This is a genomic window from Tardiphaga sp. OK245 (assembly GCF_900108575.1).
In the GTDB taxonomy this organism is placed as follows: Bacteria; Pseudomonadota; Alphaproteobacteria; order Rhizobiales; family Xanthobacteraceae; genus Tardiphaga; species Tardiphaga robiniae.
On record NZ_FNWZ01000004.1, the window covers coordinates 528,900 to 552,869 of the forward strand.

Below are 23,970 nucleotides of genomic sequence, written 5' to 3' on the forward strand. Positions count from 1 at the left end.
CAGGCTGAAAGCTTACTTGTCGATCCAGGCGTCGCGGAAACCGTCATTGACGCCGATACCGGTCGTGATCAGGTTCTTGATCTTGCAGTTCGTGATGGTCGGGAACTGCAGTTCAAGCTGCCATGCCACGGGGACGTCCTCGACGAGGATCTTCTGGACCTTCTCGTAGATTTCCTTGCGCTTCGAATCCGGCGTGGCGACGGCGCCCTCTTCGAACAGCTTGTCGACCTCAGGATTGGAGTATCCCTCGAGATTGTTGAACAGCTGGCCCTTCTGGATGGCGCTCGTCACGTAGTTGCGGCCAACGCCGAGCGCCGGATCGCCGTACTGATAGAGATAGGTGAAGGAGATATCGTAATCCCACTCCATGTTCTTCTGGTTCGAACCAGGAACGTCGGTGGCGATGGTCTCGATATTCATGCCGACGTCGACGAGGTTCTGCTTCACAGCTTCACCCCAACGCGACCAGGTTTCGCCGTAAGGCAGCGGCATCAGGCGGATCTTCTCGCCCTTGTAGCCGGCTTCCTTCAGCAGCGCCTTGGCCTTGGCCGGATCGTAGGGGTATTTCGGCACGTTGTCGGTGTAGAACTTGATTGCCGACGACGACGGGCCGGTGGCCACCTTGCCGAGACCGTTCCAGATCACGTCCTTGGCGAATTCGCGATCCACCGCATACATGATCGCCTGACGAACCTTCTTGTTGGCGAGCACGGGGGTGCGGTTGTTGAGCCACATCCAGGCCATTGGCGAGAAGAACTCCCAGCCGTCGCCGGTGACGCAGGTATTCGGCAGCTTGCTCACGCGCGGCACGTCGAAGTTCTCGATCGAACCGCCGGGCAGAACATCGACCTTACCGGTCTCGTAGGCCACCGAACGCGCAGCGGCGTCCGGAATGATCTGCCAGTAGATGCCGTCGATATAGGGCTTGCCCTGGACGTGGTAGTTCGGGTTCTTCACCAGCTGGATGAACGAGCCCTTCTTCCATTCCTTGAACATGAACGGGCCGGTACCGATCGGCGTATTGTTCGCGGGATTGGTCTTGACGTCGGAGCCTTCATAGATGTGCTTCGGGATGATCGGCATCGAGCCGACTTCGAAGATGCCGATGAAGGGGCCAAAGGGCTGCTTCAGCGTGAAGACGACGGTGTAATCGTCCGGCGCTTCGACCTTGTCGAGCTGCACGAGGTTGTTGCGCGCGCGGGCGTGGGTGACCTTCAGCGTCTCGATGGAGAACAGCACGTCGGCCGCGGTGAACGGCTTGCCGTCGTGCCAGGTCACGCCCTGCTTGAGCTTGAACGTGTAGGTCTTGGCATCCGGGCTGATGGTCCAGCTCTCGGCGAGACCCGGCTGCGGCTCCAGTGTCTTGCTGTAGCGCAGCAGGCCTTCATAAATGTTGCCCGAGACCATCTGGGTCGGGCCGTTCTGAACCAGTGCGAGCATCAGGCCTGGCGGCTCTGGCTGGATCACCGCATTGATGGTGCCGCCCATCTTCGGCTCCTGCGCGAGCGCCATCGTGCTCGTGAAGACGAGCGGGCTCACGCTGGTCAGGGCCAAAGCCAGTACAAATTTCTTCAACATATCTTTCCCCTTAGTGCCGGCTGGCACGTAACCCAGATCAGTTGACCATGTGTAGCGGAAGTCGGATCAATTCTTGTAATCGGCGTCCGTGCGATCGAGCATGCGCTTGAACGCTTCCCACTCGCTGTCCGGCTTGCCGCCTTCGGTGCCATGCACCTTGTCGTAACCGCGGTCATACTGGCCGGCGGTGTGTGCGGCAATGGCGTGGGACGGGCGAATGACTTCTGCGCCGGTTGAAAGAATCGCGAGCTGCGCGCGGCAGGAGCGCTCCATGTTGAACATCAGCTTGAAGGCCTCGCCAACCGAGCGACCGCAAGTGAGCAGGCCGTGATTGCGCAGGATAAGCACCATCTTGTCGCCGAGATCGGCGACCAGACGCTCGCGCTCGGACAGGTCCAGCGCGATGCCTTCAAAGTCATGATAGGCGATGCGGTCGGTGAACTGCATCGACCACTGGTTCAGCGGCTGCAGACCGTCCTTCAGGCACGACACGGCGACACCGGCAACGGTATGCGTATGCAGCACGCACTGCGCGTCGTGGCGGGCGGCGTGAACGGCGCTGTGAATGGTGAAGCCGGCCGGATTGATACCGAGGCCGAGCGGATCGTCGACAACTTTACCGTCGACGTCGACGGTGACGAGGTTGCCGGCCGTCACTTCCTCGAAGCGCATGCCATAGGGATTGATCAGGAAGCGGTCCTGGGTGCCGGGGACGCGCACCGAGATATGAGTGTAAATGCTGTCATCGAGGCCGAGGCGATGGATCAGACGATAGGCCGCAGCAAGATCGATACGAACCTGCTTGGCGGCATCGAGGGTCGGCGTAAGGTTTGCATGCATATTCACAGGCGCGGTTCCCGGCTTTTTTTTAAGGTGCGGGCAGGAAACACAATCGCATGGCAGCTCGCAAGATTAAACTGTCGACAATCGACGATTAATTCTTGTACAGGGGAAGAAACGGGTCCCCCGCATGCGTTTGATGTCTCCTCCAGTTGGTCTGACCGCCCTCGCCGACACCGATCTTGTCGGGCAGGTCGCACGCATCCTGACCCAGGCCATCATCAAGGGGCAGCTGCTGCCTGGCGCCAAAGTCGTCGAAGCCGGCATCGCCCGCGAACTCGGCGTCAGCCGCGCTCCTGTCCGTGAAGCTGCACGGCTGCTCGAGCAACAGGGCCTGTTGGTCTCGCATCCGCGCCGCGGCTTCTTCGTCCGCAAGCTTGAAGCAACGGATATCGACGAGGTCTACGACCTGCGCATCTGCGTCGAATGTCACGCCGGCGTGCTCGCCTCGAAGAACATGACGCCTGCCAATCGCGACATGCTGCGCCGGCAGATCGACGTCATGCATGAGACGGCAGCGATCGACGATCACGCCCGGCAGATCGAGGAAGACTACAAATTTCACCGCATGATCTGCGAAATCGCCGGCAGCAAGCGCCTGTTGCGCTTGTTCGACGATCTTGCTTCGGAACTGCGTATGACGATCGGCCTGATCGGCCGGCTCTATGACGATCCGCATCGCATTGCACAGACCCATGAGGCACTGCTCGAAGTCCTCGAACAGGGGCATCCCGATATCATCACCGCGCGGATCGACTATCACATCGGCGCTGCCTGGCGCGAAGTCGGCAAGCTGGTCCGCGAACTTCCCTCCTCAACGAATGGAGCCGCCACGTGAAGGCAGTGTATTCCGACAAGCACAAGAGCCATGATCCGCAGTTCTTTCTTGTACGCGGTCAGGTCCGTAAAACCACCGAGCAGCCGGAGCGCGCCGAGCGCCTGCTGAAAGGCCTCGCCGACGGCAAGCACACGATCGTCGCGCCGACCGAATTCGGCCAGGGCCCACGCGCCCGCGTGCACTCGCCGGAATATCTGCGCTTCCTCGAAGGCGCCTGGGAGGAATGGATCAAGCTGCCGGATTACGGCCCGGAGATGATCGCCAATATCCACCCGAACCGCGTGGCGGGCAGCTATCCGACCCACATCACCGGCAAGCTCGGCTGGCACACCGCCGATACCGCAGCGCCAATCGGTCCAGGCACGTGGCTTGGTGCCTGCGCATCCACCGACGTCGCCGTCACCGCGGCGCAGATGGTGATGGACGGTGCGGACGCGGTCTATGCACTCTGCCGCCCGCCCGGCCATCACGCCTATCGCGACATGGCCGGCGGCTTCTGCTTCATGAACAATTCGGCGATCGCCGCCGAGCATCTGCGCACCAAGCATGAGCGCGTCGCAATCCTCGATGTCGACGTGCATCACGGCAACGGCACCCAGGGCATCTTCTATGCGCGTCCGGACGTGCTGACGGTGTCGATCCATGCCGATCCCGTCGGCTACTACCCCTTCGTCTGGGGCTATGCCCATGAGAAGGGTGAAGGCAACGGCCTCGGCACCAATCTCAACATTCCGCTCGCGCTCGGCACCGGTGACGATGGCTTCATCGACGCGCTTGCTGTCGCCGAGAAGACCATCAAGTCGTTTGCGCCGACGGCTCTGGTTCTCGCTCTCGGCCTCGACGCGTCCGAGCACGATCCGCTGGCTGCCCTGAAAGTCACCACCCCGGGCTTCAAGCGCATCGGCGAAGCCGTTGCGCGCATGGGCCTGCCTACGGTCCTCGTTCAGGAAGGCGGATATCTGTCCGACATCCTGGGCGCCAACCTCACCTCCACGCTCGCCGGTTTCGAAGCCGCGCGGTGATTGGACTTATCGAGTGAACACCAGCACGCCGCGCTTTCTTAACCTCTCCCCGCACTGCGCGGGGAGAGGTCGCCGCGTCTTCGCGGCGGGTGAGGGGCATGGCACGGCGCTCATCGCACGCACTGCACTTGCGGATCGCAAGAGCCCCTCACCCCACCCCTCTCCCCGCAACAGCGGGGCGAGGGAGCCTACAGCGCCCGGCGCAGCAGCCTGCTCCATCCACTGATCCACACCCAACAACATCCAAGAAAACTCGAAGGACAAACTCGAATGTCGACCAATGCAGAAATCTTCGCACGCCGCGAAGCCGCTGTTCCCCGCGGCATCGGCCACTCCACCCCGATCTCGGCGCAGCGCGCACTGAATGCGGAAGTCTGGGACGTCGAAGGCAAGCGCTATGTCGACTTCGCCGGCGGCATCGCCGTGCTCAACACCGGCCACTGCCACCCGACCATCATGGCTGCCGTGCGTGCGCAGATGGAGAACTTCACGCACACCTGCTTCCAGGTGCTGCTGTATGAATCCTACGTGACCCTCGCCGAGCGCCTGAACAAGCTGGCGCCGATCGACGGCGCCACCAAGACCGCATTCTTCACCACCGGCGCCGAAGCGACCGAGAACGCCATCAAGATGGCCCGCGCCGCCACCGGCCGCGCCGGCGTGATCGCCTTCACCGGCGGTTTCCATGGCCGCACCCACATGACCATGACCATGACCGGTAAGGTGTTCCCGTACAAGAAGGGCTTTGGCGGAGCCATGCCGGAAGTCTGGCACGTGCCGTTCCCGGCCGCGCCGCTCGATGTCACGGTTGAGGAATCGCTCAAGTATCTCAGCTTCCTGTTCAAGGCCGACATCGATCCGGCCCGCGTTGCCGCCATCATCATCGAGCCCGTGCAGGGCGAAGGCGGCTTCCACCAGGCGCCGCCGGAACTGATGCGCGCGCTGCGCAAGATCTGCGACGAGAATGGAATCGTCTTCATCGCCGACGAAGTGCAAACGGGTTACGGCCGCACCGGCAAGATGTTCGCGATGGAACATTACGACGTGAAGCCTGACCTCATCACCGTGGCGAAGAGCCTCGCCGGCGGCTTCCCGCTGTCGGGCGTGATCGGCAAGGCCAAGATCATGGACGCAGCCGATCCGGGCGGCCTCGGCGGCACCTATGCCGGCAACCCGCTGGCGATTGCCGCAGCGATGGCCGTGCTCGACGTGTTCGAGAAAGAGAAGCTGATCGACCGCGCCAACCATATCGGCGAGCGCATCACCACGCGCCTGAAGAAGATGCAGCAGCGAAACGACCTCGTGCCGATCGCCAGCATCCGCAATGTCGGCGCCATGATCGCCTTCGACATCGTCAAGGAGCGCGGCTCGGATGCGCCGGACGCCGAAGTGACCAAGAAGGTGACGCAGAAGGCCACCGAGGAAGGCCTGATCCTACTGTCCTGCGGCGTCAACTTCAACACCATCCGCGTGCTCGTTCCGCTGACCGCCCAGGATGAAATCCTCGACGAAGGCATGGACAAGCTCGAGCGCGCGCTGACCGCCTGAGCCCTCTCACAAGAAAAGGAAAAACACATGGCTCTCGATCCCGCCCTCCGCGACAAGATCATCGCCGCCGTCGACAAGGGCTTCGATGCCCAGGTGAAGTTCACCCAGGACATGGTGCGCCACGTCTCCACCCGCGGCAACGAACATACGATGCAGGACTTCATGTTCCGCGCCATGAAGGCGCGCGGCTACAAGATGGAGCGCTTCGAGATGGACCGCGCAGCGCTTGGGCACCATCCCGGCGCCGGCGCCTGGGACGACCTGCATTCGACCGCGCCGATCGTGGTCGGCACGCATTATCCGCGCGAGGAAAAGGGCCGCTCGCTGATCATGCAGGGCCATGTCGATGTGGTGCCGGAAGGCCCGCACGACATGTGGACCACGCCGCCCTATGACCCCGTTATCCAGGGCGACTGGATGCAGGGCCGCGGCGCCGGCGACATGAAGGCTGGCTGCGCCTCCAACATCTTCGCCCTCGACGCGCTGAAGAGCCTCGGCCTGCAGCCGGCGGCGACGGTCTATCTGCAGTCTGTCGTGGAAGAAGAATCCACCGGCGACGGCGCGCTGATGACGCATCTGCGCGGCTACAAAGCCGATGCCGTGGTGGTATCGGAGCCGTCGCATGAGACGATCACGCGCGCCAATATCGGCGTGGTCTGGTTCCAGGTCGAAGTCCGCGGCGTGCCGGTGCATGTGCAGCGCATGGGCACCGGGGCCAACGCCATCGACGGCGCCTATCGCATCATCGGCGAATTGCGCAAGCTGGAAGCCAAGTGGAATGCGACCAAGGACCAGCACGAGCACTTCAAGAACATCGAGAAGCCGGTCAACCTGAACATCGGCAAGATCGCCGGCGGCGACTGGGCGTCATCGGTCCCGGCCTGGTGCAAGGTGGACTTCCGCATCTCGCTGCTGCCCGGCAAGACAGCCGAAGCAGCAAAGAAGGAAATCACCGACTGCGTCGCCGCCTTCGCGCATCAGGATCCGTTCCTGTCGAACATCCCGCCGACCGTGACCTTCAACGGCTTCCAGGCCGAAGGCTACGAACTCAAGCCGGGATCTGATGCAGAAGCCACGCTGGCCACGGCGCATGAAGCGGTGTTCGGCCAGAAGCCCAAGCCGGAAATCTCGCTCGCCTATCTCGACAGCCGCGTCTACGCGTTGTTCGACAATGTGCCGACGCTGAACTACGGCTGCATCTCGCGCGGCGTCCACGGCTTCGACGAAGGCGTCAACCTGCCCTCATTGAAGAAGACGACAACGGCGCTGGCGCTGTTCATCGCCGAATGGTGCGGCGTGGAAGAGATCAAGGCCTGAGACTGCTCCCTCTCCCCGCTCTGCGCGGGGAGAGGGTTGGGGTGAGGGGCCGGGTACGGCGTCTCGTCAAATTTCGGAGTGAGTAGGTCCGCGTATTTATCGACCCGATAACCCTCGTGTGTAGTTGGCGCCGTACAAGGCCCCTCACCCGGCGCTACGCGCCGACCTCTCCCCGTAAAGAACGGGGCGAGGTTAAGAAAGCAGGCGGCTCATTTCTGCCAGCTGCAGATGCCGCCTGTGCGGCACGGCCAGACCTGCACCCGCGTGTCCGCCGCATTGGAATCCAGCGGATTGCCGCGGCGAGCGACCTTCTTCTGCGCAGCAGCGCGCTGCGCCACCGGCTTCGCAGACTGCGCGCGCACAAGACGCGGTGCTGCCTTCGCCGGATCGGCTTTCACATTCGCCTTCGCATCGGCCTTGGCCTGGATCTGCACCTGCTCGAATGACGCGGGCGGGCCCAGCAGTTTCGGCGACAGCACGGCCTTCTGCAGGTCGAGCAGCAAGAATTCGCCGGGCTTGTATGTGTCCGCTTGCGCGGCACCGACGCACGCCAGCAGACTGACGCCGGCCGCAATCATACTCAAACGCTTGCAACTCATTTACGCCTCCTGAGGCCGGTTCCCGGCTTCTGGACTAACAATGTCTCTAAGTTAAGCATGGATAACGTTGAATCCAGCCTCGAGTTTCCCCGGAAAGTGCCTGCGGCGCAGGCATTTCTGGCGGTAAGACTAACCGTCCATGCCGCACCCACCGATTGATCCAGCGCAATGCGACTCCGCGCTGCTGCGCAGACCCTTCGCTCAATCACTCTCAGCAGCGGAGACCGCCATGACATCCGTCCAGCCCTATCCCGTCGTCAGCAATCTCATCGAACGCATTGGCGACTGGTTGATCCAGCGTCGCCAGCTCAACGAACTCGGTGCGCTCGACAGCGGCGAGTTCAAACGCATGGCCCATGAGCTTGGCCTTGCGCCAAGCGATCTCGATACGATCGTGCGCAGAGGCGTGAACGGTGCGGAGGAATTGCCGCAGATGCTCCGCGCGCTCGGTTTTGACGAGGCCGCCATTGCCAAGATCCGGCCGCCTGACATGATGGAGATGCGCCACGCCTGCGCCAGTTGCGCGCACAAGCGGACCTGCGGCGCCGACCTCGCAGCCAAGACGGCGGCGGCGAACTACGAGAATTATTGCGCCAATGCCAACGACATCACGCTGCTGGCCCGGGCTGCGGAGTAGATTATTCTCCACCTTTACTAAAAATGCTCGAAAAGCCGGCCAGGTAAGCCTAATCGGTTAGGTTAAGATTTGGTTTAAGTTGCGACAAAACCCGGCTGGGATAGCGTCGATCGCGTCGCGCAGTGGGGTGCGGAAGTCGCTTTCCAACCCCGAATTTCAATGCACGGCACGGGACCGCCGTTATTACCTGCGTCGGCGGTCCCACCCCTTGGCCGACAATCCTGACCACCCAAACACGCAGCCGTTACCCATCACGCGACCTGCGTCATGCTGTGACTGCGTGCGTCCGATCACGTGCAGAGCATCGGTGGCACCTAGATATCAGCGAACACCTCCAGCAAATTCCCGTCGGGATCGCGAAAGAACAGCGTGCGATGTCTAAAGACCTGATCGGTCGGCGGTGATACGAGGCTGATACCTTTTCGCACTAATTCCTCGGCACACGCATCGACCTCCGCCACGGAAACCTTGAAAGCGAGCTGAAGTGCTGCACTGCCAACCGGGATCGGATGATCCGACGCGGTACGGCTTGGTATCGCCAGAGCTAACGTGTTGCTGCCGATACGAAATTCTATCCAGCCGGACGACAGCACGCGCTGCAGCGAAAAGCCGAGCAGCGTCTCGTAGAAGTGCCGCATCGCGTCCATGTCTCGGACGAAGATGACCGTGTAGTCGATGGCGCGAATGGCTTGAAAGGCTGACCTGGTGCCTGCACCCTGTTCATTCATCCCGGCCTCTCCATGCTCATCCGGCGAGACGATCCATCAGCGTCAAAGCTCGCACGGCTGGCTGCGCGCCTACAACTGCAAGGCACATTGCGCCTGCGCGTCATCGCAACGCAACAGAAGTACACGTTGTGAATGCTCGCAATTTAATCCGCGACACAGTGTTGCTGCGCGCAATCTTCCTTGACTTGCTCTCGCCGCACTTGGCAGTCTGTGATCACACAAAAAAGCATCGGGCAACGACCCAGATGCCTCTAGGGAGAGACACCATGGACTCATTTCTGAGGCCGCTTGCGGCTGCGAGTATGATTGTTGCTGGCGCCCTTGCTTCCGCTGCTCCAGCATCTGCCCAGCAAGCGCCGATCAAGATCGGCATTCCGACGTCGGTCCAGCTGCAGGTCGGTCGCGATACGCAGAACGCCGCCAAGCTGGCCATCGAAGAGATCAACGCCAAGGGCGGATTGCTCGGCCGCAAGCTCGAAATGGTTGTCGCCGACGAGACCGAGAATCCCGAACAGGGCATCGCTGCAATCAAGAAGCTCACCGCCGATGACAAGGTCAACGTGCTGATCGGCGGCTATACGTCAGGCGTCACACTGGCCCAGCTGCCGCATATTTCCAACGCCAAGACGATCTATATCGGCGTCGGCGCGGCCTCCCCGGCCATCACCGCAAAGGTGAAAACAGACTACGAGAATTACAAGTATATTTTCCGCGCCTTCCCCATCAACGCGGCGCATCAGGCCCGCGCGTTGGTCGACTTCATCAACGGCAAGCTGAAAGGTGAGATGGGCCTGAAGAAGATCGCCATCGTCGGCGAGAACGCCAAATGGGTGCAGGATCTCGTTCCGATCCTGAAAAAGGGCGCGACCGACGGCGGCACCGACGTGACGCTGGCCGAATTCTTCGACACTTCGACCTCGGATTTCTCACCGCTGTTCGCCAAGGTGAAGAATTCCGGCGCGCAGTATCTGATCGTCGTGCTCTCGCATGCCTCATCGGACATTTTCGTCAAGCAGTGGCATGACGCGCAGGTGCCGATTCCGATCGGCGGCATCGACGTGAAGAGCCAGGACGCCGACTTCTTCACGCGCGTCAGCGGCAAGGCCAATGCCGAAACCGTCGGCATGTTCGCCATCCGCGCGCCGCTTACCCCAAAGACCATTCCGTTCTGGGATGAATTCGTGAAGCGCTTCGGCACCGCGCCTGTCTATACCGGCATCGGCGCCTATGATGCCGTTTATGTCTATGCCGATGCCGTGAAGCGCGCCAACTCCATCGAGCCCGATGCTGTCATCAAGGAGCTGGAGAAGACCGACCACGTCGGCATCGCCGGCAAGCTGGTGTTCGACGAAGTGCACGATGTGAAGACCGGCCCCGGACTGCAGAACCTGCTGTTCGTGCAGTGGCAGAAGGACGGCGCTCGCGTTGTGGTCTGGCCGAAGGAAGCCGCCACCGGCCCGATGATCGCGCCCCCCTGGATGAGCAACTAAAGCGTCGGACCAAGCCGTACCCTAACGGCCGTCATTGCGAGCCAGGGGAGCCGTCCTTCGCGGCCTCCCCTGAGCGAAGCAATCCAGAAGCCACAAGCGAGAACTGGATTGCTTCGTCGCCAAGTGGCTCCTCGCAATGACGAGGAGCCTGTTGTCCGGTCCTCAACAGCGGGTTCTCATGCTTCAGATTCTGATCTACGGCGCGGTCTCCAGCGCCATCTATGCGATGCTGGCCGTTGGTTTCACCCTGATCTTCGGCGTCGCCCGCATCCTCAATCTCGCCCATGGCTCGTTCTACGCACTCGGCGCCTATGCGGCCTATGTCCTCACCTCGCTACTCGGCGTTCCGCTCTTCATCGCAGCCCCGCTGGCGGTATTGATCGTCGCGGGCTTCGGCGTGGTGATGGAACGTTTTCTGGTGCGTCCGCTGCGCTCGTCTCAGCTCGCGGTGCTGATGATTACCCTCGCCGTTTCGCTCGCGGTCGAACAGGCGCTGTTCATCACTTTCGGCTCCGAATATCGCAACGTACCTTCCTTCGTGGCTGACAAGCTCTCGATCGGCGGCGTCGATATCTCCGGCCAGCGCCTGCTCGCCCTTGTCGCCGGTGTCCTCGTGCTGCTCGGCCTCTGGCTGTTCATCCAGCGCACACGCCTCGGCGCGGCCATCCTCGCCGTCTCGCAGGATCCGGAAGCCGCGCAATATATGGGCATCCCGACCAACCGTATCTTCTCCATCGTGATGGCGATTTCCGCCGGCACCGCGGCGCTGGCCGGCGTGCTGGTGTCGCCCTTCCTCACGGTGCAGCCCACCATGGGCCTGCTGCCGATGGTGAAGGCCTTCGCCATCGTCATCGTCGGCGGCCTCGGCTCGATCCCCGGCAGCATCATCGCGTCGCTGATCCTCGGCTATTCCGAGACCATCGTCGCCTATCTGATTTCGACGTCATGGACGGAGCTGGTGTCGCTGGTCGCGGTCGTCGTCACGCTGATGATACGTCCGTCAGGACTCCTCGGGCGACGGGCGGCATTCTGACATGAAACGCATCGCCCCCATCGACATCGCAGGCGGCATCCTCGTCGTCGCCTTCCTCGCTTTGCTGCCCATGTTCGCCGCCAGCAACTATCTCACCGGCGTGCTCACGGTCTGCGTGATCTACGGCATCTGGGCCTCGAGCTGGGACTTCATGTCCGGCCTCACCGGGCGCGAGAACTTCGGCCACTCGCTGTTCATCGGCGCCGGCGCCTATACCGCCGGCTTCCTGTCTTCGATCTGGTCGACAAATCCGTGGGTCAGCCTGCCGCTCGGCGTGGTGATCGCCATCGCCTTCAGCCTGCTGGTCGGTTTCCCGACATTGCGGTTGCGTGGGCCATATTTCGCGCTGGCGATGCTCTCCGCCTCCGCGATCCTGCAGCGGCTGTGTCTGATTTTCTGGGAATATACCGGCGGCGAGGAAGGCATCTACGGCCTCGATCCCTTGATGAAAAATCCGCTACACTACTACTGGTTCGTGCTGGCGATTCTCGCGGTCACCGTGATCGCGCTGACGCTGCTGGCGCAGTCGCATTGGGGCCTGCTGCTGCGCGCGATCCGCGGCGACGAGGCGACCTGTCAGGCTGCCGGCATCAATGTCACGTTCTACAAGATCGTGTCGCTGATGATCTCGGCCGGCTTCGCCGGGCTCGGCGGCGCGCTCTATGCGCATTACCAGCTGCAGGTATCGCCGCCACTGTTTTCGGTGGTTGTGTCGATCACGGTGATCATCATGGTCTATGTCGGCGGCATCGGCTCGATCTATGGCGCCGCCATTGCCGCGATCCTCCTGACGCTGCTCACCGAGATGCTGCGCGGCTTCGGCGAATACCGGCTGTGGATCTACACGCTGACCCTGATGCTGATCCTGTTCTTCCTGCCCAATGGACTGATCGCGCCGCTCTGGCGCCGGCTGACGGAGCGCCTGCGATGACCGATCTGCTCGAAGTCAACGGCGTGACCAAACGCTTCGGCGGCCTCACCGCCGTGAAAAATGCGAGTTTTACGCTGAAGAAAGGCGAGTTCACCGGCATTCTCGGCCCGAACGGCGCCGGCAAGACGACATTGTTCAACATCCTCACCGGCTTCATGCAGCCGACATCTGGCACGATCCATTTCAATGGCGACCTGGTCCGCGAACTCGCGCCCTACAAGGTGGTCAATCGCGGCATGGCCCGCACCTTCCAGCTCACGCGTCCCTTTGTCGGCATGAACCTGCTGGAGAACGTGCTGGTGGCCTGCATGTCGCCGCGCGCCAGCGAGGACAAGGACAAGGAGGCGCGCGCCAGCTATCTGCTGGGACAGGTCGGCCTCGGCGGCCGTGACAAGGAGCCGGTGGAGACGCTGCCTTACGGCGACCTGCGACGGCTCGAGATCGCGCGCGCATTGGCGACGCGCCCGGACCTGCTGCTGCTCGACGAGCCCTTCGCAGGGCTTGGCAGCAGCGAGATCGAACAACTGGCGCAACTGATCAGGCGTCTGCATCGCGAGGAGAACCTCACTATTTTGCTGATCGAACACAAGCTGCGCGAGTTCATGGCACTCGTATCGCGCGTGATCGCGATGAATTTCGGCGAGATCATCGCCGTCGGCCCTCCGGAAGAGATCGTGAAGAACGAGAAGGTGATCGAAGCCTATATCGGCAAGACGGAGGAAGCCCATGCCTCTGCTTGAAGTCGCCGATCTCAAGGTCAGTTATGGCAAGGCGCTGGCCATCGAATCCGTCTCGATCAGGGTCGAGAAGGGTGAACTGATTGGCGTGCTCGGCCCCAATGGTGCGGGCAAGACCACGCTGCTGAAGGCCATCTCGCGCAGCATCGCCTCGCAGGGCACGCTGAATTTCAAGGATGCATCGCTGCATCCGATCGAACCGTTTAACGTCGTCGCCAAGGGCATTTGCCACTGCCCCGAAGGACGCAAGCTGTTCTCGGAACTCTCAGTTCTGAAGAACCTGCAGCTCGGCGCTTACCTGCGCAAGAACAATGCCGACGTCGAGAAGGACCTGGAGCGCGTCTTCACGCTATTCCCGGTGCTGCGCGAACGGCAATGGCAACAGTCCAGTACATTGTCGGGCGGCGAACAGCAGATGGTGGCCATCGGCCGCGCGCTGATGGGCCGGCCGGAACTGCTGCTGCTGGACGAGCCCTCGGTCGGCATCGCGCCGCGGCTGAAGGGGCTGATCTTCGACTCGATCCAGCAGATCCGGAGAGACGGCACCGCGATCCTGATCGTCGAACAGGACGCGACATCGACGCTGCGGATTGCGGATCGGGTCTATGTGCTGGAACATGGGCGGACGATCCGTGAGGGGACGTCGGCGGAGATCGCTGGCGACAAGTACATCCAGCAGATCTATCTGGGGGTGTAGTCAGGTACTCTCATGTCATCCCCGCGAAGGCGGGGATCCATAATCACGGTCGGCGTCGTTTAGGCGGCAGAGCTACGACTATCTTACTCAATCCAAAGCTCCAGCGTGTATGGGTCCCCGCCTACGCGGGGACGACATGTGGAGTTCGGCGAATAAGATCGCTTACGCCTTCCGCGTATACAGATGAAACCCGCCATAAATGCCGGAGCGATCCGCAGCCAGACCTTTGGCACTGCGCGCCTCATCGCGCTGCCACGTCTCACGCAGCGATGCATGTTCCGGATCGTCCAGCGGTGACTCGGCACCGGCGGTGCGGAAGATCACGCGGATGCCGTCCTTGCCGGCGCGGTCGATCGCGTCCCACAGCGCACGGATTTCATCCGGCGCCATCCAGTCCTGCGAATCCAGCAGCACGACCGCGTCGATCTGGCGGGCTGGAAGGCTCTCCAGGAACACGCGCAGATTGGCATGCACGGGCGTGACCAGAGCGGCGCGGCTGGCGGTGTCCGCGTAGCGGCTCTGCTGCAGATAGAGCGGTAAGCACTTGTCACCGGGGCCGACATAGCTGCGGCTCAGCGCCTGCCAGGCAAAATAGTTGTTGGCGTTCGGATGCACGTCGATCAGAGCGAGCAGACGCTGATGCAGCACTTCGTTGAGCGGCTGGTTGCCGCCCAGCAATGTACGCTGCTGCGGCGGGATGCCGAGACTGAACAACAGCGCCGGCGTCTTCGTCATCATACGAGCGAGCCGGGAGTGGAACAGCCAGTGCAGGCGTTCCAGCGCGCGCTTGCGCGCCGGGGACTGCTTGTCCTCGTGCAACAACGCTTTGAGATCGATGCGGGCGAGCTTCGCCAGCGTATGCGCGAAGCCGATGAAGCGGCCGAGCGCGCCATGACGATAGAAGCCGTCACTGAAGTAACCGTAGCGCGGGCGGCCCTGGATATCGCGCTCGTCCCAATAGCCGCGCGCTTCGGCATCGAGCAGCGGGCGCAGCCGCTCGCGATACAGGCCGACATTGGTATCCGAGGCGCCTTCGCCGAAGAATTTCCAGAAGTCCTGATAGTTCGGCAGTGCGCGCAGGCCGGCGAGCTTCAGCTTCAGCAGCGACAGATGCGCTTCATTCAGATCGACCGCATAGACATGCTCGGGCTTCGCCGACAGATAGGACAGCGCGTTGCAGCCGCCGCTGGAGATAGTGACAATCGTCGAACCGGGCGCCAGTTTCAGCGCCGCCATGTCCGCCTCGGGATCTTCCCAGATCTGGGTATAGACCAGCCGGCGGAACCAGAAGGCGAACAGCCTGTCCCAGATCGTCGTTTCCTCGCGACCACGGCTATTGCGAACGGCGTCGGCGATCAGATGCGTATTCATCGGTTTCTTGAACCCTTCGAATCGACAATCTGAAATTTTTATCAAGCGCAGACTGCGGTTTTGCGACAGTCATTCTAAATTTCGGCCGATTCCCGCGACGAAACTACTGTCACACCGCTGTCGTGTTGCGATGAAATGGATCGCTCATCCGGATGCGATGAGGTGCGCCATGACGATTGTCTCCGAATACGAAGACGGCGGTCAGCCCGCATGGTCGAACGAAGCCACCCATCGCATGAACCGGATGTATCGCTGGCAGCGCTTCATCTATGACGCGACGCGCCGGTACTATCTTCTCGGCCGCGATCAGCTCATCGCAGAACTCGCGCCTGCGCCGGGTGCGACAGTGCTGGAGGTCGGCTGCGGCACCGGCCGCAATCTGGTTCAGGCTGCCCGCAGATATCCACAAGCGGTATTTTACGGCATCGATATTTCGACCGAGATGCTGACCACAGCGATTGCCTCGATCGCCCGCAACCAGCTCACGGATACCGTTCGCGTCGCCCATGGCGATGCGACGAATTTCGATCCGGCACGCATCTTTGCTGTTCCGTCATTCGATCACGTCATGATTTCCTACAGCCTCTCGATGATCCCGAGCTGGCAGGATGTGCTCGATCACGCCGTCTCGCAGCTCAAGCCCGGCGGGCAACTGCATATCGTGGATTTCGGCCATCAGGAGCGGTTGCCAAAGATCGCGAGCAAGCTGCTATTGCGCTGGCTGACGCTATTCGACGTGACGCCGCGCCGCGAACTTCTCAACGTGCTGAAGACACTCGCCGAGCGTCACCACGCCAATCTCGACTTCAATCGTCCGTTCCGCGGCTATGCGCAATCGGCGATGCTGACACTGCCGAAGTAATTCAGGCGAGCTTGCGCCTGTTCACATTCCGGTAGGCTTCAACGGCGCCGAACAGCGTCAGCGACAGCACGAACGGAATCAGGTGGTAGAACAGCCGAAACAGCAGCAGCACAGCCAGCAGCTGTTCGGTATGTTCGCCGCCAAGCCCGACCAGAATTGTCGCATCGAACACTCCGATGCCGGCGGGTGCATGACTGGCGAACCCCAACAGCGTGGCGGCGATGAAGACGACGATCACCTGCGCGACCCCGACATCCATCGTCTCGGGGATCAGTACATACATCGCCAGCGCCGCAGCTCCGAGATCGACGAGCCCGATGCCGATCTGGAAGAACACGTTGCGCCCGCTCGGCACCGGCACCGACCAGTTGCGGCCGCCGAGTGTCCGCATACCGTTCCACGTCCAGGCGACATAGGCGACGATACCCGCGAGAATTGCGACCGCGATGAAGCGGTTGATCTCGAGTGAGAGCTGATCGATCCGACTGATGGCGCCTGGCTCGTGCAAGGTGCTCAGCGCCAGCGCGGTGAGATTACCGAGCCAGAAGGTGAGTCCGGTCAGGAAGCAGATGCGGGCGACGCCGGCTGGGCCGATGCCGTGCGGTGCATAAATCCGGTAGCGTACCGCCGATGACACCAGCAGCACGGCGCCGGTTCCGTGCGAAATCGGATAGCTGGTGAAATTGGCCAGCGCTGCAATCCTGAAGGGAATGTCCCCTCGCCCGATCATCTGCAGGGCCAGCCAGTCATACAGCGTCAGGCTGCCATAGGAGATCGCCACCAGCACCAGCGCCAGCGCGATGCTGCCTGGCGGTACCATGTGCATGGCAGACAGCACGTGGGCGAAATCCACGCCCTTAAGCGCCTTGGACAGCGCCATAAACGCAATCGTAGCAATTGCTATGCTAAGGAGCGCGCCAAGCCACCTCCAGCTGAGGCGCGTACGCATCAGCTGCATGATATTTTTCAATGCGGGTGGCACATTGTTCTACTTTTCATTAGGTCTGAGCACGCCGTGATTCGCGCATGTGTTCGCGCGTTCTGTTGCACGTCCATGTGACAGCTGCGCAAAAGCAGCGTTTTGGCGTCATCCAACAATCCGGTGATTTCCAGATTTCGCCCCCGCCATGTCGCATCAAGGTCATGCGGGTTCCGTAAGCCATGCGCACTGAATGCACTGATTCATCCAAGCAGGACACCATGTCGACCGAGACCGAATATCAGCTCACCGAAAACCAGTGGGACACATTGCGGATGCTTCGCCCAGCGATCCTGCCACCGGCCAAGCTGAACCGTTACGTGCTCGATCAGCTGGTTGCGATGGGACTGGTTGCGCTATCGGACACTCACCCGGCGCTCACGCCGATGGGCCGCGCCGTGGTTCTGCGCGGCTGTCCGCGACTGTGGGATCTGGCAGCCTGAGCCGAGGCTTGCCGTTTTACGGCGCGTCCGCTGGCTGAAGCAGGAACGCGAGCGCGTCCTCGCAGCGATCTTCGACCTTGAAGCTGAGAAACTCGTCAGCACGCGTGCGGCCAAGATTGACCGCGGCGATGGGAATCTCCGCCCGCATAGCCGCCTGAACGAAGCGAAACCCGGAATAGACCATCAAAGACGAACCGGCGATCAGCATGGCATCAGCGTTGTGCAAGTGGCCGAGCGCGGCATCGACGAATTCGCGCGGCACGTTCTCGCCAAAGAACACGACATCCGGCTTGAGGATGCTGCCGCAGATCTCGCAAGCCGGCACGACAAAGGATGCGAAATCGACGCCCTCCAGATCGGCATCGCCATCGGGCGCAACGGCCGCATCGAGGTCCAGCCATCCTGTGTTCAAGCGACCCATCTCGTGCTGAAACTCGTCGCGCTGGATCCGGCGTTCACATCCCATGCAGCGAACGAGGTCGAGCCGACCATGAAGGTCGATGACCTTCTTGCTGCCAGCGGCCTGATGCAGCCGGTCGACATTCTGGGTCAGCAGAACTTCGCATTTGCCGATCTGTTCGAGCCGCGCCAGCGCATGATGCGCATCGTTCGGCCGCGCCTGACCGAACCGACGCCAGCCAATGAGACTGCGCGCCCAATAACGCTGCCGCGTCAGTTCCTCGCCCATGAAGGCCTGAAAGGTCACAGGCTGCGTCCGCTTCCAGTTGCCGTCAGTGTCGCGATAGTCGGGAATGCCCGAATTGGTGCTGCAGCCCGCGCCGGTCAGGACAAACAGGCGTTCATGGCGATCGACGAAGTCGCGAAGGACATTGGGTGGGGTCATAGAGGAACGATTATCTCTCGGCGGGAAACAATGCCAGCCGCGCGCGGACGCGGCATATCCAGCCGGATATATGGGGGCAAATTTCTGAAATTCCACTGCGCTCGATCCCGAGTGCTTATTCGATCAACCGGTCGCACGCTGAAGAACCTTCTGAGACCGATCTTCGATTCCCCCGCGAAGAAGACCGCATCACGGCCCTCGTTTCAGCTCGCTCACGCTGTTGCTGAGTATTCCGGCGAAGGTCGCAGCGATAACTGGCAGTGCATACCCGCGCAACGATGACGGTCACGTCTTCCCGGCCCTGATCATCAGACCGGACACCTTGCTGTCTCTCAGCCGCAGCCGGTCGATATCGATCGGCTGGCATTCTATCTTGCGATGAACGCCGAGAATCTCGCGCGCCACCGGATCCAGTCGGGCGCTGACCGCGTGGTATTCCTCGCACAGGCAGGCCTGCACCCCGGCGGCCGCTGCCATCACGCTCTGCTGGGTCACACGCGTGGTGCGGCCATCAACGACGACCGGTTCGCCCGCGACGAGGACCGTATCGATGGCGCGCGGCGTGCCGGCATATACCAATTGGCGGACCGCACTGTTCAGCGGTACGAAAGCGGGATCATCGAGACTGATGAGCACGAGATCAGCCTTCGCGCCTGGCCTGATCGCTCCAAGATCGGCCTCGCATCCGAGCGCCTTGGCGCCACCTATCGTCGCAGCCCGAAACGCGGCCCGCGCGGCGCCGGCTTCGCCGGCTTCCCCTTGCAGCGCCCAATACAGAGCGAACGCCTTCATCGATTCAAAGATATTCTGGGAATCGCTGCCGCTGCAGTTGTCGCATCCAAGTGCGACGTTCACCCCGGCTTCGGCATAACGCCGGATCGGTGCGATGCCGTTCAGCAATTTCAAATTACTGACGGGGTTGAACGCGAGATTCACACCTGCCGCGCCCAACTGCGCGATCTCATGATCGGAAATCCACACGCCGTGCGCAATGGTTAGGCGATCGCTAAGCAGACCCAGACGATCGAGAAAAGACACCAGTGAGCGATGATCTCCTTGATATGCGAGGCGGGCGAGCAATGCCTGCGAGCGCGTCTCGTAGAGATGTGTAAACACGCGCAGAGCCCGGTCCGCGGCCATTTGCGCCGTCCATTGCAACAACTGTTCCGAGCAGCGCTGTGGCGCGGATGGCGCCAGCGCCCAGCTTACAAGTTCGGATCGCGGCGCATCCAGCAGCGAAGCGACGAAATGTTGCATCGGACGGGGATCGAGGCTTCCGCCAAGCTCCCGAAGCGCATCGGCAGAGAGTTCTTCACGCCAGAATGGTACCGTATCAGCCGCAGCCTTGTCGCCAAGCTGAAGCGCCAGGACGGCGCGAATGCCCGCCTCCTGATAGGCGGACAGCACCGCGTCCATATGGCGCTGATCCGGCCCCACGATGGATACCATGTCCTGCACGGTAGTCACGCCGCAGCGCAGATTCTCCACGGCGCCAAGCAACGTCCTGATACGGACCTCTTCGTCGCTGCGACGGGGATAGTTCGACGGAAAGCTGTAGAGCCCCCAGACCTCAAGCGGCATCTGCTCGAACATCCCGCGCAGCAGGACATCATGGGAATGGTAATGCGCATTGATGAAGCCGGGCGTTACCAACTTGCCGCGCGCGTCGATGACGCGGGCATCCTCGCCTGCATCGAGCTTCCCTTCGGGACCTATCGCCGCAATTCGCCCATCGATAATCAGAACGTCGGCGACGGGAGGCCGGTCGAGTTCGCCATCCGGATCGAGTATGCGGCCACCTGTAATGAGGGTTCTCTGCACCTGGCTCATGCAGACTGCCCGTGCGGGCTGCGCAAGAATGCCGCGTGCAGTTCGCCCTTGACCGACACGTCGTCGAGACAGCGGCCATCGCCGGCGGCGAAGCACCGCGTCGCGCCCCGCGGCATGGAGCGGCCGATCTCATGCCGAACGTGATGTCGGGAGAGCGTGGTCATGATCTCATGCCGAGCGCAGGCCGGCGTCCAACTCGTGCATCTGGTAATGCGCCGCGATTGCCGCGCCATTCGCGATCCACAAATCGGGACAGGATTTCGCGTAAGTCAGAAACTCGCGCAGCAGGCGCAGCCGCATCGGCCGGCCGCTGCATTGCGGATGCAGCACGGTGGTGACCATGGCACCCCAGTCTCGAATCTCGTCCAGTTCGTCCTTCCAGATCGACAGCACATGTTCCTTGGGAAAGATCGAGCGCGGGCTGAAGCGATTCGACAGCCCGTGCATCCAGTCGTCATAACTTGCCGTCACCGGCAGTTCGATCGTGCCCGGCTGGCCATTGGCAAGGCGGTGGCGATATGGCCGGACATCGTCGCGGAACGACGAGCTGTAGGCGAAACCACGTTGCGCCAGCGCCACGCGCAGCGCTTCGGAAAATTCGCCGACCGGCGCGCGGTATCCCTTCGGTACCACGCCGAGACGGCGCTTCAGGGCGTCGAGACCCCGTTCCAGCTCCTCCTCGACGGGGTCGCCCGGTTCCACCACCAGATGATGATAGCCATGATGGCCGATCTCGTGGCCGGCCTTCAGGATCGATTCCGCCATCGCCGGATGCGCGTCCACGGTCCAGCCGGTCACGAAGAACGTCGCCTTCAGATCGAGCTGGTCGAGCAGTTGCAGCAGCTTCGGCACGCCGACGCGCGCTTCGTAACCGCCATAGCTCAAGGTCACCAGGCGCTGCGCATGCGCGGCATCCTTGCCCGTCCAGGCGCTTTCCGCGTCAACGTCGAAGGCCAGGAACATGGCGGACGTATAGGACTTCGGCCACGGAAATTCAGGTGCCGGCGCGGCGCTGTTGGCGGGAACCAGGGGGATACTGTTGAGCGCTTTACTGTCCTGCATCGGTCATCACCTTTTTCAGGTCGTTGTTTATCGGATCACTGCCGAGAGAAAGAGTTGCGTTCGCGCTTCACGCGGTGCGCCGAGGACTTCGGCCGCCGTTCCGGATTCCACGATCACGCCCCGATCCATGTAGACCACCTTGTCGGCGACCTCTCGCGCAAATCCGAGCTCGTGCGTCACCACCATCATGGTCATCCCGCTGCGCGCGAGCTCCTTCATGACCGCGAGCACCTCTCCGACCAGTTCCGGGTCCAGCGCGCTGGTTGGCTCGTCGAACAGCATCAGCATCGGCTTCATCGCCAGCGCGCGCGCAATCGCTACGCGCTGCTGCTGGCCACCAGACAGTTGCGAGGGATAGGACCCGGCCTTTTCCGCCAGCCCGACACGGCGTAGCAATTCCATCGCCTCGGCAATAACCTCCGCGGCATTGCGCGCCTGCACCTGCATCGGTCCCTCGATGATATTCTCAAGTGCGGTCTTGTGCGGGAACAGATTGAAGCGCTGGAACACCATGCCGGTTTTCAGCCGCTGCTTCGCAATTTTCTTCTCATTCAAGCGATGCAGCCGCCCGCCCTCCTCGCGTAGGCCGAGCAGTTCGCCATCGAGCCAGATGGCGCCGCTGTCGATCTCCGTGAGCTGGTTGACACAGCGCAACAGCGTCGTCTTGCCCGAGCCGGACGCGCCGACCAGACACATCACTTCGCCGGCATGCACATCCAGCGAGACCTGCTTCAGCGCCTGAAAGTCGCCAAAGGTCTTGCTGACCGAGCGGATCGCAACGAGGGGTCTGTTCATCGCAGCGTCTGTACTGAACCGCGGGCGAAGCGCTTCTCGATCAACATCTGTAGCGGAGTCAGAATCGACACCACCAGCAGGTACCAGAGCCCGGCCACGATCAGGAGTTCGATGACGCGCGAATTGGCGTAATAGATATTTTCGGCGTTATGAAGCACTTCCGGATACTGGATCACGCTGGCCAGCGACGTTGCCTTGACCATGCCGATGAACTCGTTGCTGAGCGGTGGCGTCACGACGCGCATCGCCTGCGGAAAGATGATCCGGCGCAGCGCCTGCAGCCGGCTCATGCCGATCGCCTGCGCAGCCTCGTATTGCCCTGTATCCACCGACAGAATCCCGGCGCGCATGACCTCGGACGTGTAGGCGCCCTGATTGATGCCGAGGCCAAGCAGCGCCGACAGGAACGGCGTCATGACGTCGACCGCCCGCGCCGACCAAAGACCGGGAAGGCCGATAGTCGGAAACACCAGCGCGATGTTGAACCAGAGTAGCAACTGCAAGATCAAAGGCGTGCCGCGGAACAGCCAGGTGTAGCCGGCTGCCACCGTCTTCAGCACCGGATTGGACGACAGCCGCATGATGGCGATGACGACCCCGAGCACGATGCCGAGCGACATCGCAAGCACCGCCATGATCACGGTGTTGGCGATGCCCTGCAAAATTACCGGTACGGTCAGGAAGCGGCCGACATAGGACCATTCGATCTGACCGTTGGCGAAAGCACGGCCGATGGCCGCCAGCAGCAAAAGGATCGCGGCCGCAGTGATCCAGCGTTGCCAGTGCAGCTGCCGCGCGATCGGCATCCCCGACAGATCGGGGAAATCGCCAGCAAGTCGTTCCGCTGCGTTCATTGCGCGGCCGCGTTGATCATAGGCTTTTCGATCGCGTTGCCCGGGATTCCCCATTTGGTGAGGATGGTCTTGTAGGTGCCGTCGGTGATCATCGCACCCAGCGCCTCGAACACGGCGTCGCGCAGCACGGTGTCTTCCTTGCGGAACATGATGCCCTGATAACCGCTGCCGATCGGCTCGCCGACGACGCGGTATTTGCCTGGCTCCTGCTGCTGGGCATAAGGCAGCGTCTCGCTGCCCTGCACCGCGGCATCGATGCGGCCCTGCTTCAGCTGATTGCGGACATCGACCGCATTCTCACCGGGGGTGAACTGCACCGCGGGCTTGCCGGCGGTCTCGCAATTGGCCTTGCTCCAGCGCTCGATGTCCTGGGGATAGATCGTGCTGCGGGTAGTTCCGACCTTCTTGCCGCAGAGGTCGATGGCGGCCTGAACGGGGCTCTCAGCCAGAAGGAAGAATTGCGGGCCGGTCCTCAGATAATCGACGAAGTCGGCGGTCTCACGGCGTGACAGCCGATCCGAAATGCCACTGATGACGAAATCGGCGCGCTTGGTTTGCAGCGCCGGGATGATCTCGGCGAATTTGGTCTCACTCCAGACCACCTTGAGCCCGAGTCGCTTGCCGATCTCAGTGCCGAGATCGATGTCCAGCCCGACAAGTTCATTGGTGGCTGGATCGCGATATTCCATCGGCGCGTAAGTCGAGCTGACAGTCAGCTTCAACTCGCCGGCCTTCTTGATCGCCTCCGGCAACTCCGCACCCTGCACGACGGTGGCGGCCAGAAGTACGCCGACGATAGCGGCGATCGAGGTAGACCTCATGTCAGTTCCTTGGTTGGCAATTCCGATAGTGGTTCAACGTCGATTGTCGTGAAGAGGCAGGCAGGTTCGTGGGGTCAATCTGATATTCCGTAAGCGCTCCACGGCCCGTACTCA

General features: G+C 61.8%; 25 protein-coding genes. 13 read left to right on the plus strand and 12 right to left on the minus strand.

Features of this window, described 5'->3' with window-relative positions:
- Positions 1-12: 12 nt before the first annotated feature.
- Together BLW80_RS21120 and BLW80_RS21125 are read right to left on the minus strand one after the other, a co-directional pair.
- Positions 13-1,578 (minus strand): ABC transporter substrate-binding protein, encoded by a 1,566-nt coding sequence (locus tag BLW80_RS21120; RefSeq protein ID WP_093759487.1) that lies wholly within the window; start codon positions 1,576-1,578, stop codon positions 13-15.
- 66 nt (positions 1,579-1,644) lie between these two features.
- Entirely contained in the window at positions 1,645-2,418 is a 774-nt protein-coding gene (locus BLW80_RS21125) for a class II aldolase/adducin family protein (protein ID WP_093759488.1), read from the minus strand.
- Between the two features lie 139 nt (positions 2,419-2,557).
- Between BLW80_RS21125 and BLW80_RS21130 the strand changes: the two genes are divergently transcribed.
- The 4 genes from BLW80_RS21130 (at position 2,558) to BLW80_RS21150 (ending at position 7,143) form a co-directional block, all read left to right on the plus strand.
- A complete protein-coding gene (locus BLW80_RS21130) occupies positions 2,558-3,256 on the plus strand; it encodes a GntR family transcriptional regulator (protein WP_231078048.1) in 699 nt (232 codons plus the stop codon).
- On the plus strand, positions 3,253-4,278 hold the full coding sequence (locus tag BLW80_RS21135; protein WP_093759490.1) for a histone deacetylase family protein: 1,026 nt from the start codon (positions 3,253-3,255) through the stop codon (positions 4,276-4,278). The genes BLW80_RS21130 and BLW80_RS21135 overlap by 4 nt, the downstream gene beginning before the upstream one ends.
- A 270-nt stretch (positions 4,279-4,548) precedes the next feature.
- On the plus strand, positions 4,549-5,826 hold the full coding sequence (gene gabT, locus BLW80_RS21145; RefSeq protein WP_093759492.1) for a 4-aminobutyrate--2-oxoglutarate transaminase: 1,278 nt from the start codon (positions 4,549-4,551) through the stop codon (positions 5,824-5,826).
- A gap of 27 nt (positions 5,827-5,853) precedes the next feature.
- Positions 5,854-7,143, plus strand: coding sequence for an ArgE/DapE family deacylase (locus BLW80_RS21150; protein ID WP_093759493.1), 1,290 nt, complete (start codon positions 5,854-5,856; stop codon positions 7,141-7,143).
- Between the two features lie 209 nt (positions 7,144-7,352).
- Here the strand turns inward: BLW80_RS21150 and BLW80_RS21155 are convergent, their stop codons facing one another.
- Entirely contained in the window at positions 7,353-7,742 is a 390-nt protein-coding gene (locus BLW80_RS21155) for a hypothetical protein (protein WP_244528369.1), read from the minus strand.
- 229 nt (positions 7,743-7,971) lie between these two features.
- Between BLW80_RS21155 and BLW80_RS21160 the strand changes: the two genes are divergently transcribed.
- A complete protein-coding gene (locus BLW80_RS21160) occupies positions 7,972-8,379 on the plus strand; it encodes a hypothetical protein (protein ID WP_093759495.1) in 408 nt (135 codons plus the stop codon).
- A gap of 314 nt (positions 8,380-8,693) precedes the next feature.
- Here BLW80_RS21160 and BLW80_RS21165 read toward each other — a convergent pair whose 3' ends face one another.
- Positions 8,694-9,107, minus strand: a complete 414-nt coding sequence (locus tag BLW80_RS21165; protein ID WP_093759496.1) for a VOC family protein — start codon at positions 9,105-9,107, stop codon at positions 8,694-8,696.
- 266 nt (positions 9,108-9,373) lie between these two features.
- Between BLW80_RS21165 and BLW80_RS21170 the strand changes: the two genes are divergently transcribed.
- From BLW80_RS21170 to BLW80_RS21190, 5 genes are all read left to right on the plus strand, one after another.
- Positions 9,374-10,597: an ABC transporter substrate-binding protein gene (locus BLW80_RS21170; RefSeq protein WP_093759497.1), complete on the plus strand. Its 1,224-nt coding sequence runs from the start codon at positions 9,374-9,376 to the stop codon at positions 10,595-10,597.
- A 178-nt stretch (positions 10,598-10,775) separates the two neighbouring features.
- Positions 10,776-11,630, plus strand: coding sequence for a branched-chain amino acid ABC transporter permease (locus tag BLW80_RS21175; protein ID WP_068733337.1), 855 nt, complete (start codon positions 10,776-10,778; stop codon positions 11,628-11,630).
- A 1-nt stretch (position 11,631) separates the two neighbouring features.
- Positions 11,632-12,561: a branched-chain amino acid ABC transporter permease gene (locus tag BLW80_RS21180; RefSeq protein ID WP_089262167.1), complete on the plus strand. Its 930-nt coding sequence runs from the start codon at positions 11,632-11,634 to the stop codon at positions 12,559-12,561.
- Positions 12,558-13,301, plus strand: coding sequence for an ABC transporter ATP-binding protein (locus BLW80_RS21185; protein ID WP_093759498.1), 744 nt, complete (start codon positions 12,558-12,560; stop codon positions 13,299-13,301). Before BLW80_RS21180 ends, BLW80_RS21185 begins: the two co-directional genes overlap by 4 nt.
- Entirely contained in the window at positions 13,288-13,995 is a 708-nt protein-coding gene (locus BLW80_RS21190; RefSeq protein ID WP_093759499.1) for an ABC transporter ATP-binding protein, read from the plus strand. The genes BLW80_RS21185 and BLW80_RS21190 overlap by 14 nt, the downstream gene beginning before the upstream one ends.
- A 162-nt stretch (positions 13,996-14,157) precedes the next feature.
- Here the strand turns inward: BLW80_RS21190 and BLW80_RS21195 are convergent, their stop codons facing one another.
- Complete coding sequence (locus BLW80_RS21195) at positions 14,158-15,366, minus strand: BtaA family protein (RefSeq protein ID WP_093759500.1); 1,209 nt, start codon at positions 15,364-15,366, stop codon at positions 14,158-14,160.
- A gap of 169 nt (positions 15,367-15,535) precedes the next feature.
- Here BLW80_RS21195 and BLW80_RS21200 point away from each other — a divergent pair, with 169 nt between their 5' ends.
- On the plus strand, positions 15,536-16,228 hold the full coding sequence (locus tag BLW80_RS21200; RefSeq protein WP_244528371.1) for a class I SAM-dependent methyltransferase: 693 nt from the start codon (positions 15,536-15,538) through the stop codon (positions 16,226-16,228).
- Between the two features lies 1 nt (position 16,229).
- Here the strand turns inward: BLW80_RS21200 and BLW80_RS21205 are convergent, their stop codons facing one another.
- Entirely contained in the window at positions 16,230-17,108 is an 879-nt protein-coding gene (locus BLW80_RS21205) for a putative bifunctional lysylphosphatidylglycerol flippase/synthetase (RefSeq protein WP_093759501.1), read from the minus strand.
- 320 nt (positions 17,109-17,428) lie between these two features.
- On the opposite strand from BLW80_RS21205, the gene BLW80_RS21210 reads away from it, so the two are divergent.
- Positions 17,429-17,650: a hypothetical protein gene (locus BLW80_RS21210; protein WP_139285875.1), complete on the plus strand. Its 222-nt coding sequence runs from the start codon at positions 17,429-17,431 to the stop codon at positions 17,648-17,650.
- Positions 17,651-17,666: 16 nt separating this feature from the next.
- On the opposite strand, the gene BLW80_RS21215 is transcribed toward BLW80_RS21210, so the two are convergent.
- Together BLW80_RS21215 and BLW80_RS21220 are read right to left on the minus strand one after the other, a co-directional pair.
- Positions 17,667-18,494 (minus strand): NAD-dependent protein deacetylase, encoded by an 828-nt coding sequence (locus tag BLW80_RS21215; RefSeq protein WP_093759502.1) that lies wholly within the window; start codon positions 18,492-18,494, stop codon positions 17,667-17,669.
- A gap of 285 nt (positions 18,495-18,779) precedes the next feature.
- Positions 18,780-20,087, minus strand: a complete 1,308-nt coding sequence (locus tag BLW80_RS21220) for an amidohydrolase family protein (protein WP_244528372.1) — start codon at positions 20,085-20,087, stop codon at positions 18,780-18,782.
- Positions 20,088-20,117: 30 nt separating this feature from the next.
- Here BLW80_RS21220 and BLW80_RS30825 point away from each other — a divergent pair, with 30 nt between their 5' ends.
- Positions 20,118-20,468: a hypothetical protein gene (locus BLW80_RS30825; RefSeq protein WP_244528373.1), complete on the plus strand. Its 351-nt coding sequence runs from the start codon at positions 20,118-20,120 to the stop codon at positions 20,466-20,468.
- A gap of 24 nt (positions 20,469-20,492) precedes the next feature.
- Here the strand turns inward: BLW80_RS30825 and BLW80_RS21225 are convergent, their stop codons facing one another.
- Genes BLW80_RS21225 through BLW80_RS21240 form a run of 4 tightly spaced genes read right to left on the minus strand, consistent with a single transcriptional unit; the run spans position 20,493 to position 23,856 of the window.
- Complete coding sequence (locus BLW80_RS21225) at positions 20,493-21,386, minus strand: polysaccharide deacetylase family protein (RefSeq protein WP_093759504.1); 894 nt, start codon at positions 21,384-21,386, stop codon at positions 20,493-20,495.
- 27 nt (positions 21,387-21,413) lie between these two features.
- Positions 21,414-22,181 carry an amino acid ABC transporter ATP-binding protein gene (locus tag BLW80_RS21230; protein ID WP_093759505.1) on the minus strand — a complete coding sequence of 256 codons (768 nt, stop codon included), beginning with the start codon at positions 22,179-22,181 and terminating at the stop codon, positions 21,414-21,416.
- Positions 22,178-23,035 (minus strand): amino acid ABC transporter permease, encoded by an 858-nt coding sequence (locus tag BLW80_RS21235; RefSeq protein ID WP_170849752.1) that lies wholly within the window; start codon positions 23,033-23,035, stop codon positions 22,178-22,180. Before BLW80_RS21235 ends, BLW80_RS21230 begins: the two co-directional genes overlap by 4 nt.
- A complete protein-coding gene (locus BLW80_RS21240; RefSeq protein ID WP_093759507.1) occupies positions 23,032-23,856 on the minus strand; it encodes an ABC transporter substrate-binding protein in 825 nt (274 codons plus the stop codon). The genes BLW80_RS21235 and BLW80_RS21240 overlap by 4 nt, the downstream gene beginning before the upstream one ends.
- Positions 23,857-23,970 lie beyond the last annotated feature (114 nt).

Excerpts from the sequence above, each read along its gene's own strand:
- BLW80_RS21235 (WP_170849752.1), bottom strand. The coding sequence starts at position 23,035 with ATGAACGCAGCGGAACGACTTGCTGGCGATTTCCCCGATCTGTCGGGG.
- BLW80_RS21195 (WP_093759500.1), bottom strand. The coding sequence starts at position 15,366 with ATGAATACGCATCTGATCGCCGACGCCGTTCGCAATAGCCGTGGTCGC.
- BLW80_RS21180 (WP_089262167.1), top strand. The coding sequence starts at position 11,632 with ATGAAACGCATCGCCCCCATCGACATCGCAGGCGGCATCCTCGTCGTC.
- BLW80_RS21190 (WP_093759499.1), top strand. The coding sequence starts at position 13,288 with ATGCCTCTGCTTGAAGTCGCCGATCTCAAGGTCAGTTATGGCAAGGCG.
- BLW80_RS21230 (WP_093759505.1), bottom strand. The coding sequence starts at position 22,181 with ATGAACAGACCCCTCGTTGCGATCCGCTCGGTCAGCAAGACCTTTGGC.
- BLW80_RS21205 (WP_093759501.1), bottom strand. The coding sequence starts at position 17,108 with ATGGCGCTGTCCAAGGCGCTTAAGGGCGTGGATTTCGCCCACGTGCTG.
- BLW80_RS21160 (WP_093759495.1), top strand. The coding sequence starts at position 7,972 with ATGACATCCGTCCAGCCCTATCCCGTCGTCAGCAATCTCATCGAACGC.
- gabT (WP_093759492.1), top strand. The coding sequence starts at position 4,549 with ATGTCGACCAATGCAGAAATCTTCGCACGCCGCGAAGCCGCTGTTCCC.
- BLW80_RS30825 (WP_244528373.1), top strand. The coding sequence starts at position 20,118 with ATGCGCATTGATGAAGCCGGGCGTTACCAACTTGCCGCGCGCGTCGAT.
- BLW80_RS21215 (WP_093759502.1), bottom strand. The coding sequence starts at position 18,494 with ATGACCCCACCCAATGTCCTTCGCGACTTCGTCGATCGCCATGAACGC.
- BLW80_RS21125 (WP_093759488.1), bottom strand. The coding sequence starts at position 2,418 with ATGCATGCAAACCTTACGCCGACCCTCGATGCCGCCAAGCAGGTTCGT.
- BLW80_RS21200 (WP_244528371.1), top strand. The coding sequence starts at position 15,536 with ATGACGATTGTCTCCGAATACGAAGACGGCGGTCAGCCCGCATGGTCG.
- BLW80_RS21155 (WP_244528369.1), bottom strand. The coding sequence starts at position 7,742 with ATGAGTTGCAAGCGTTTGAGTATGATTGCGGCCGGCGTCAGTCTGCTG.
- BLW80_RS21170 (WP_093759497.1), top strand. The coding sequence starts at position 9,374 with ATGGACTCATTTCTGAGGCCGCTTGCGGCTGCGAGTATGATTGTTGCT.
- BLW80_RS21220 (WP_244528372.1), bottom strand. The coding sequence starts at position 20,087 with ATGTTCGAGCAGATGCCGCTTGAGGTCTGGGGGCTCTACAGCTTTCCG.
- BLW80_RS21165 (WP_093759496.1), bottom strand. The coding sequence starts at position 9,107 with ATGAATGAACAGGGTGCAGGCACCAGGTCAGCCTTTCAAGCCATTCGC.
- BLW80_RS21185 (WP_093759498.1), top strand. The coding sequence starts at position 12,558 with ATGACCGATCTGCTCGAAGTCAACGGCGTGACCAAACGCTTCGGCGGC.
- BLW80_RS21130 (WP_231078048.1), top strand. The coding sequence starts at position 2,558 with ATGTCTCCTCCAGTTGGTCTGACCGCCCTCGCCGACACCGATCTTGTC.
- BLW80_RS21150 (WP_093759493.1), top strand. The coding sequence starts at position 5,854 with ATGGCTCTCGATCCCGCCCTCCGCGACAAGATCATCGCCGCCGTCGAC.
- BLW80_RS21175 (WP_068733337.1), top strand. The coding sequence starts at position 10,776 with ATGCTTCAGATTCTGATCTACGGCGCGGTCTCCAGCGCCATCTATGCG.
- BLW80_RS21210 (WP_139285875.1), top strand. The coding sequence starts at position 17,429 with ATGTCGACCGAGACCGAATATCAGCTCACCGAAAACCAGTGGGACACA.
- BLW80_RS21225 (WP_093759504.1), bottom strand. The coding sequence starts at position 21,386 with ATGCAGGACAGTAAAGCGCTCAACAGTATCCCCCTGGTTCCCGCCAAC.
- BLW80_RS21120 (WP_093759487.1), bottom strand. The coding sequence starts at position 1,578 with ATGTTGAAGAAATTTGTACTGGCTTTGGCCCTGACCAGCGTGAGCCCG.
- BLW80_RS21240 (WP_093759507.1), bottom strand. The coding sequence starts at position 23,856 with ATGAGGTCTACCTCGATCGCCGCTATCGTCGGCGTACTTCTGGCCGCC.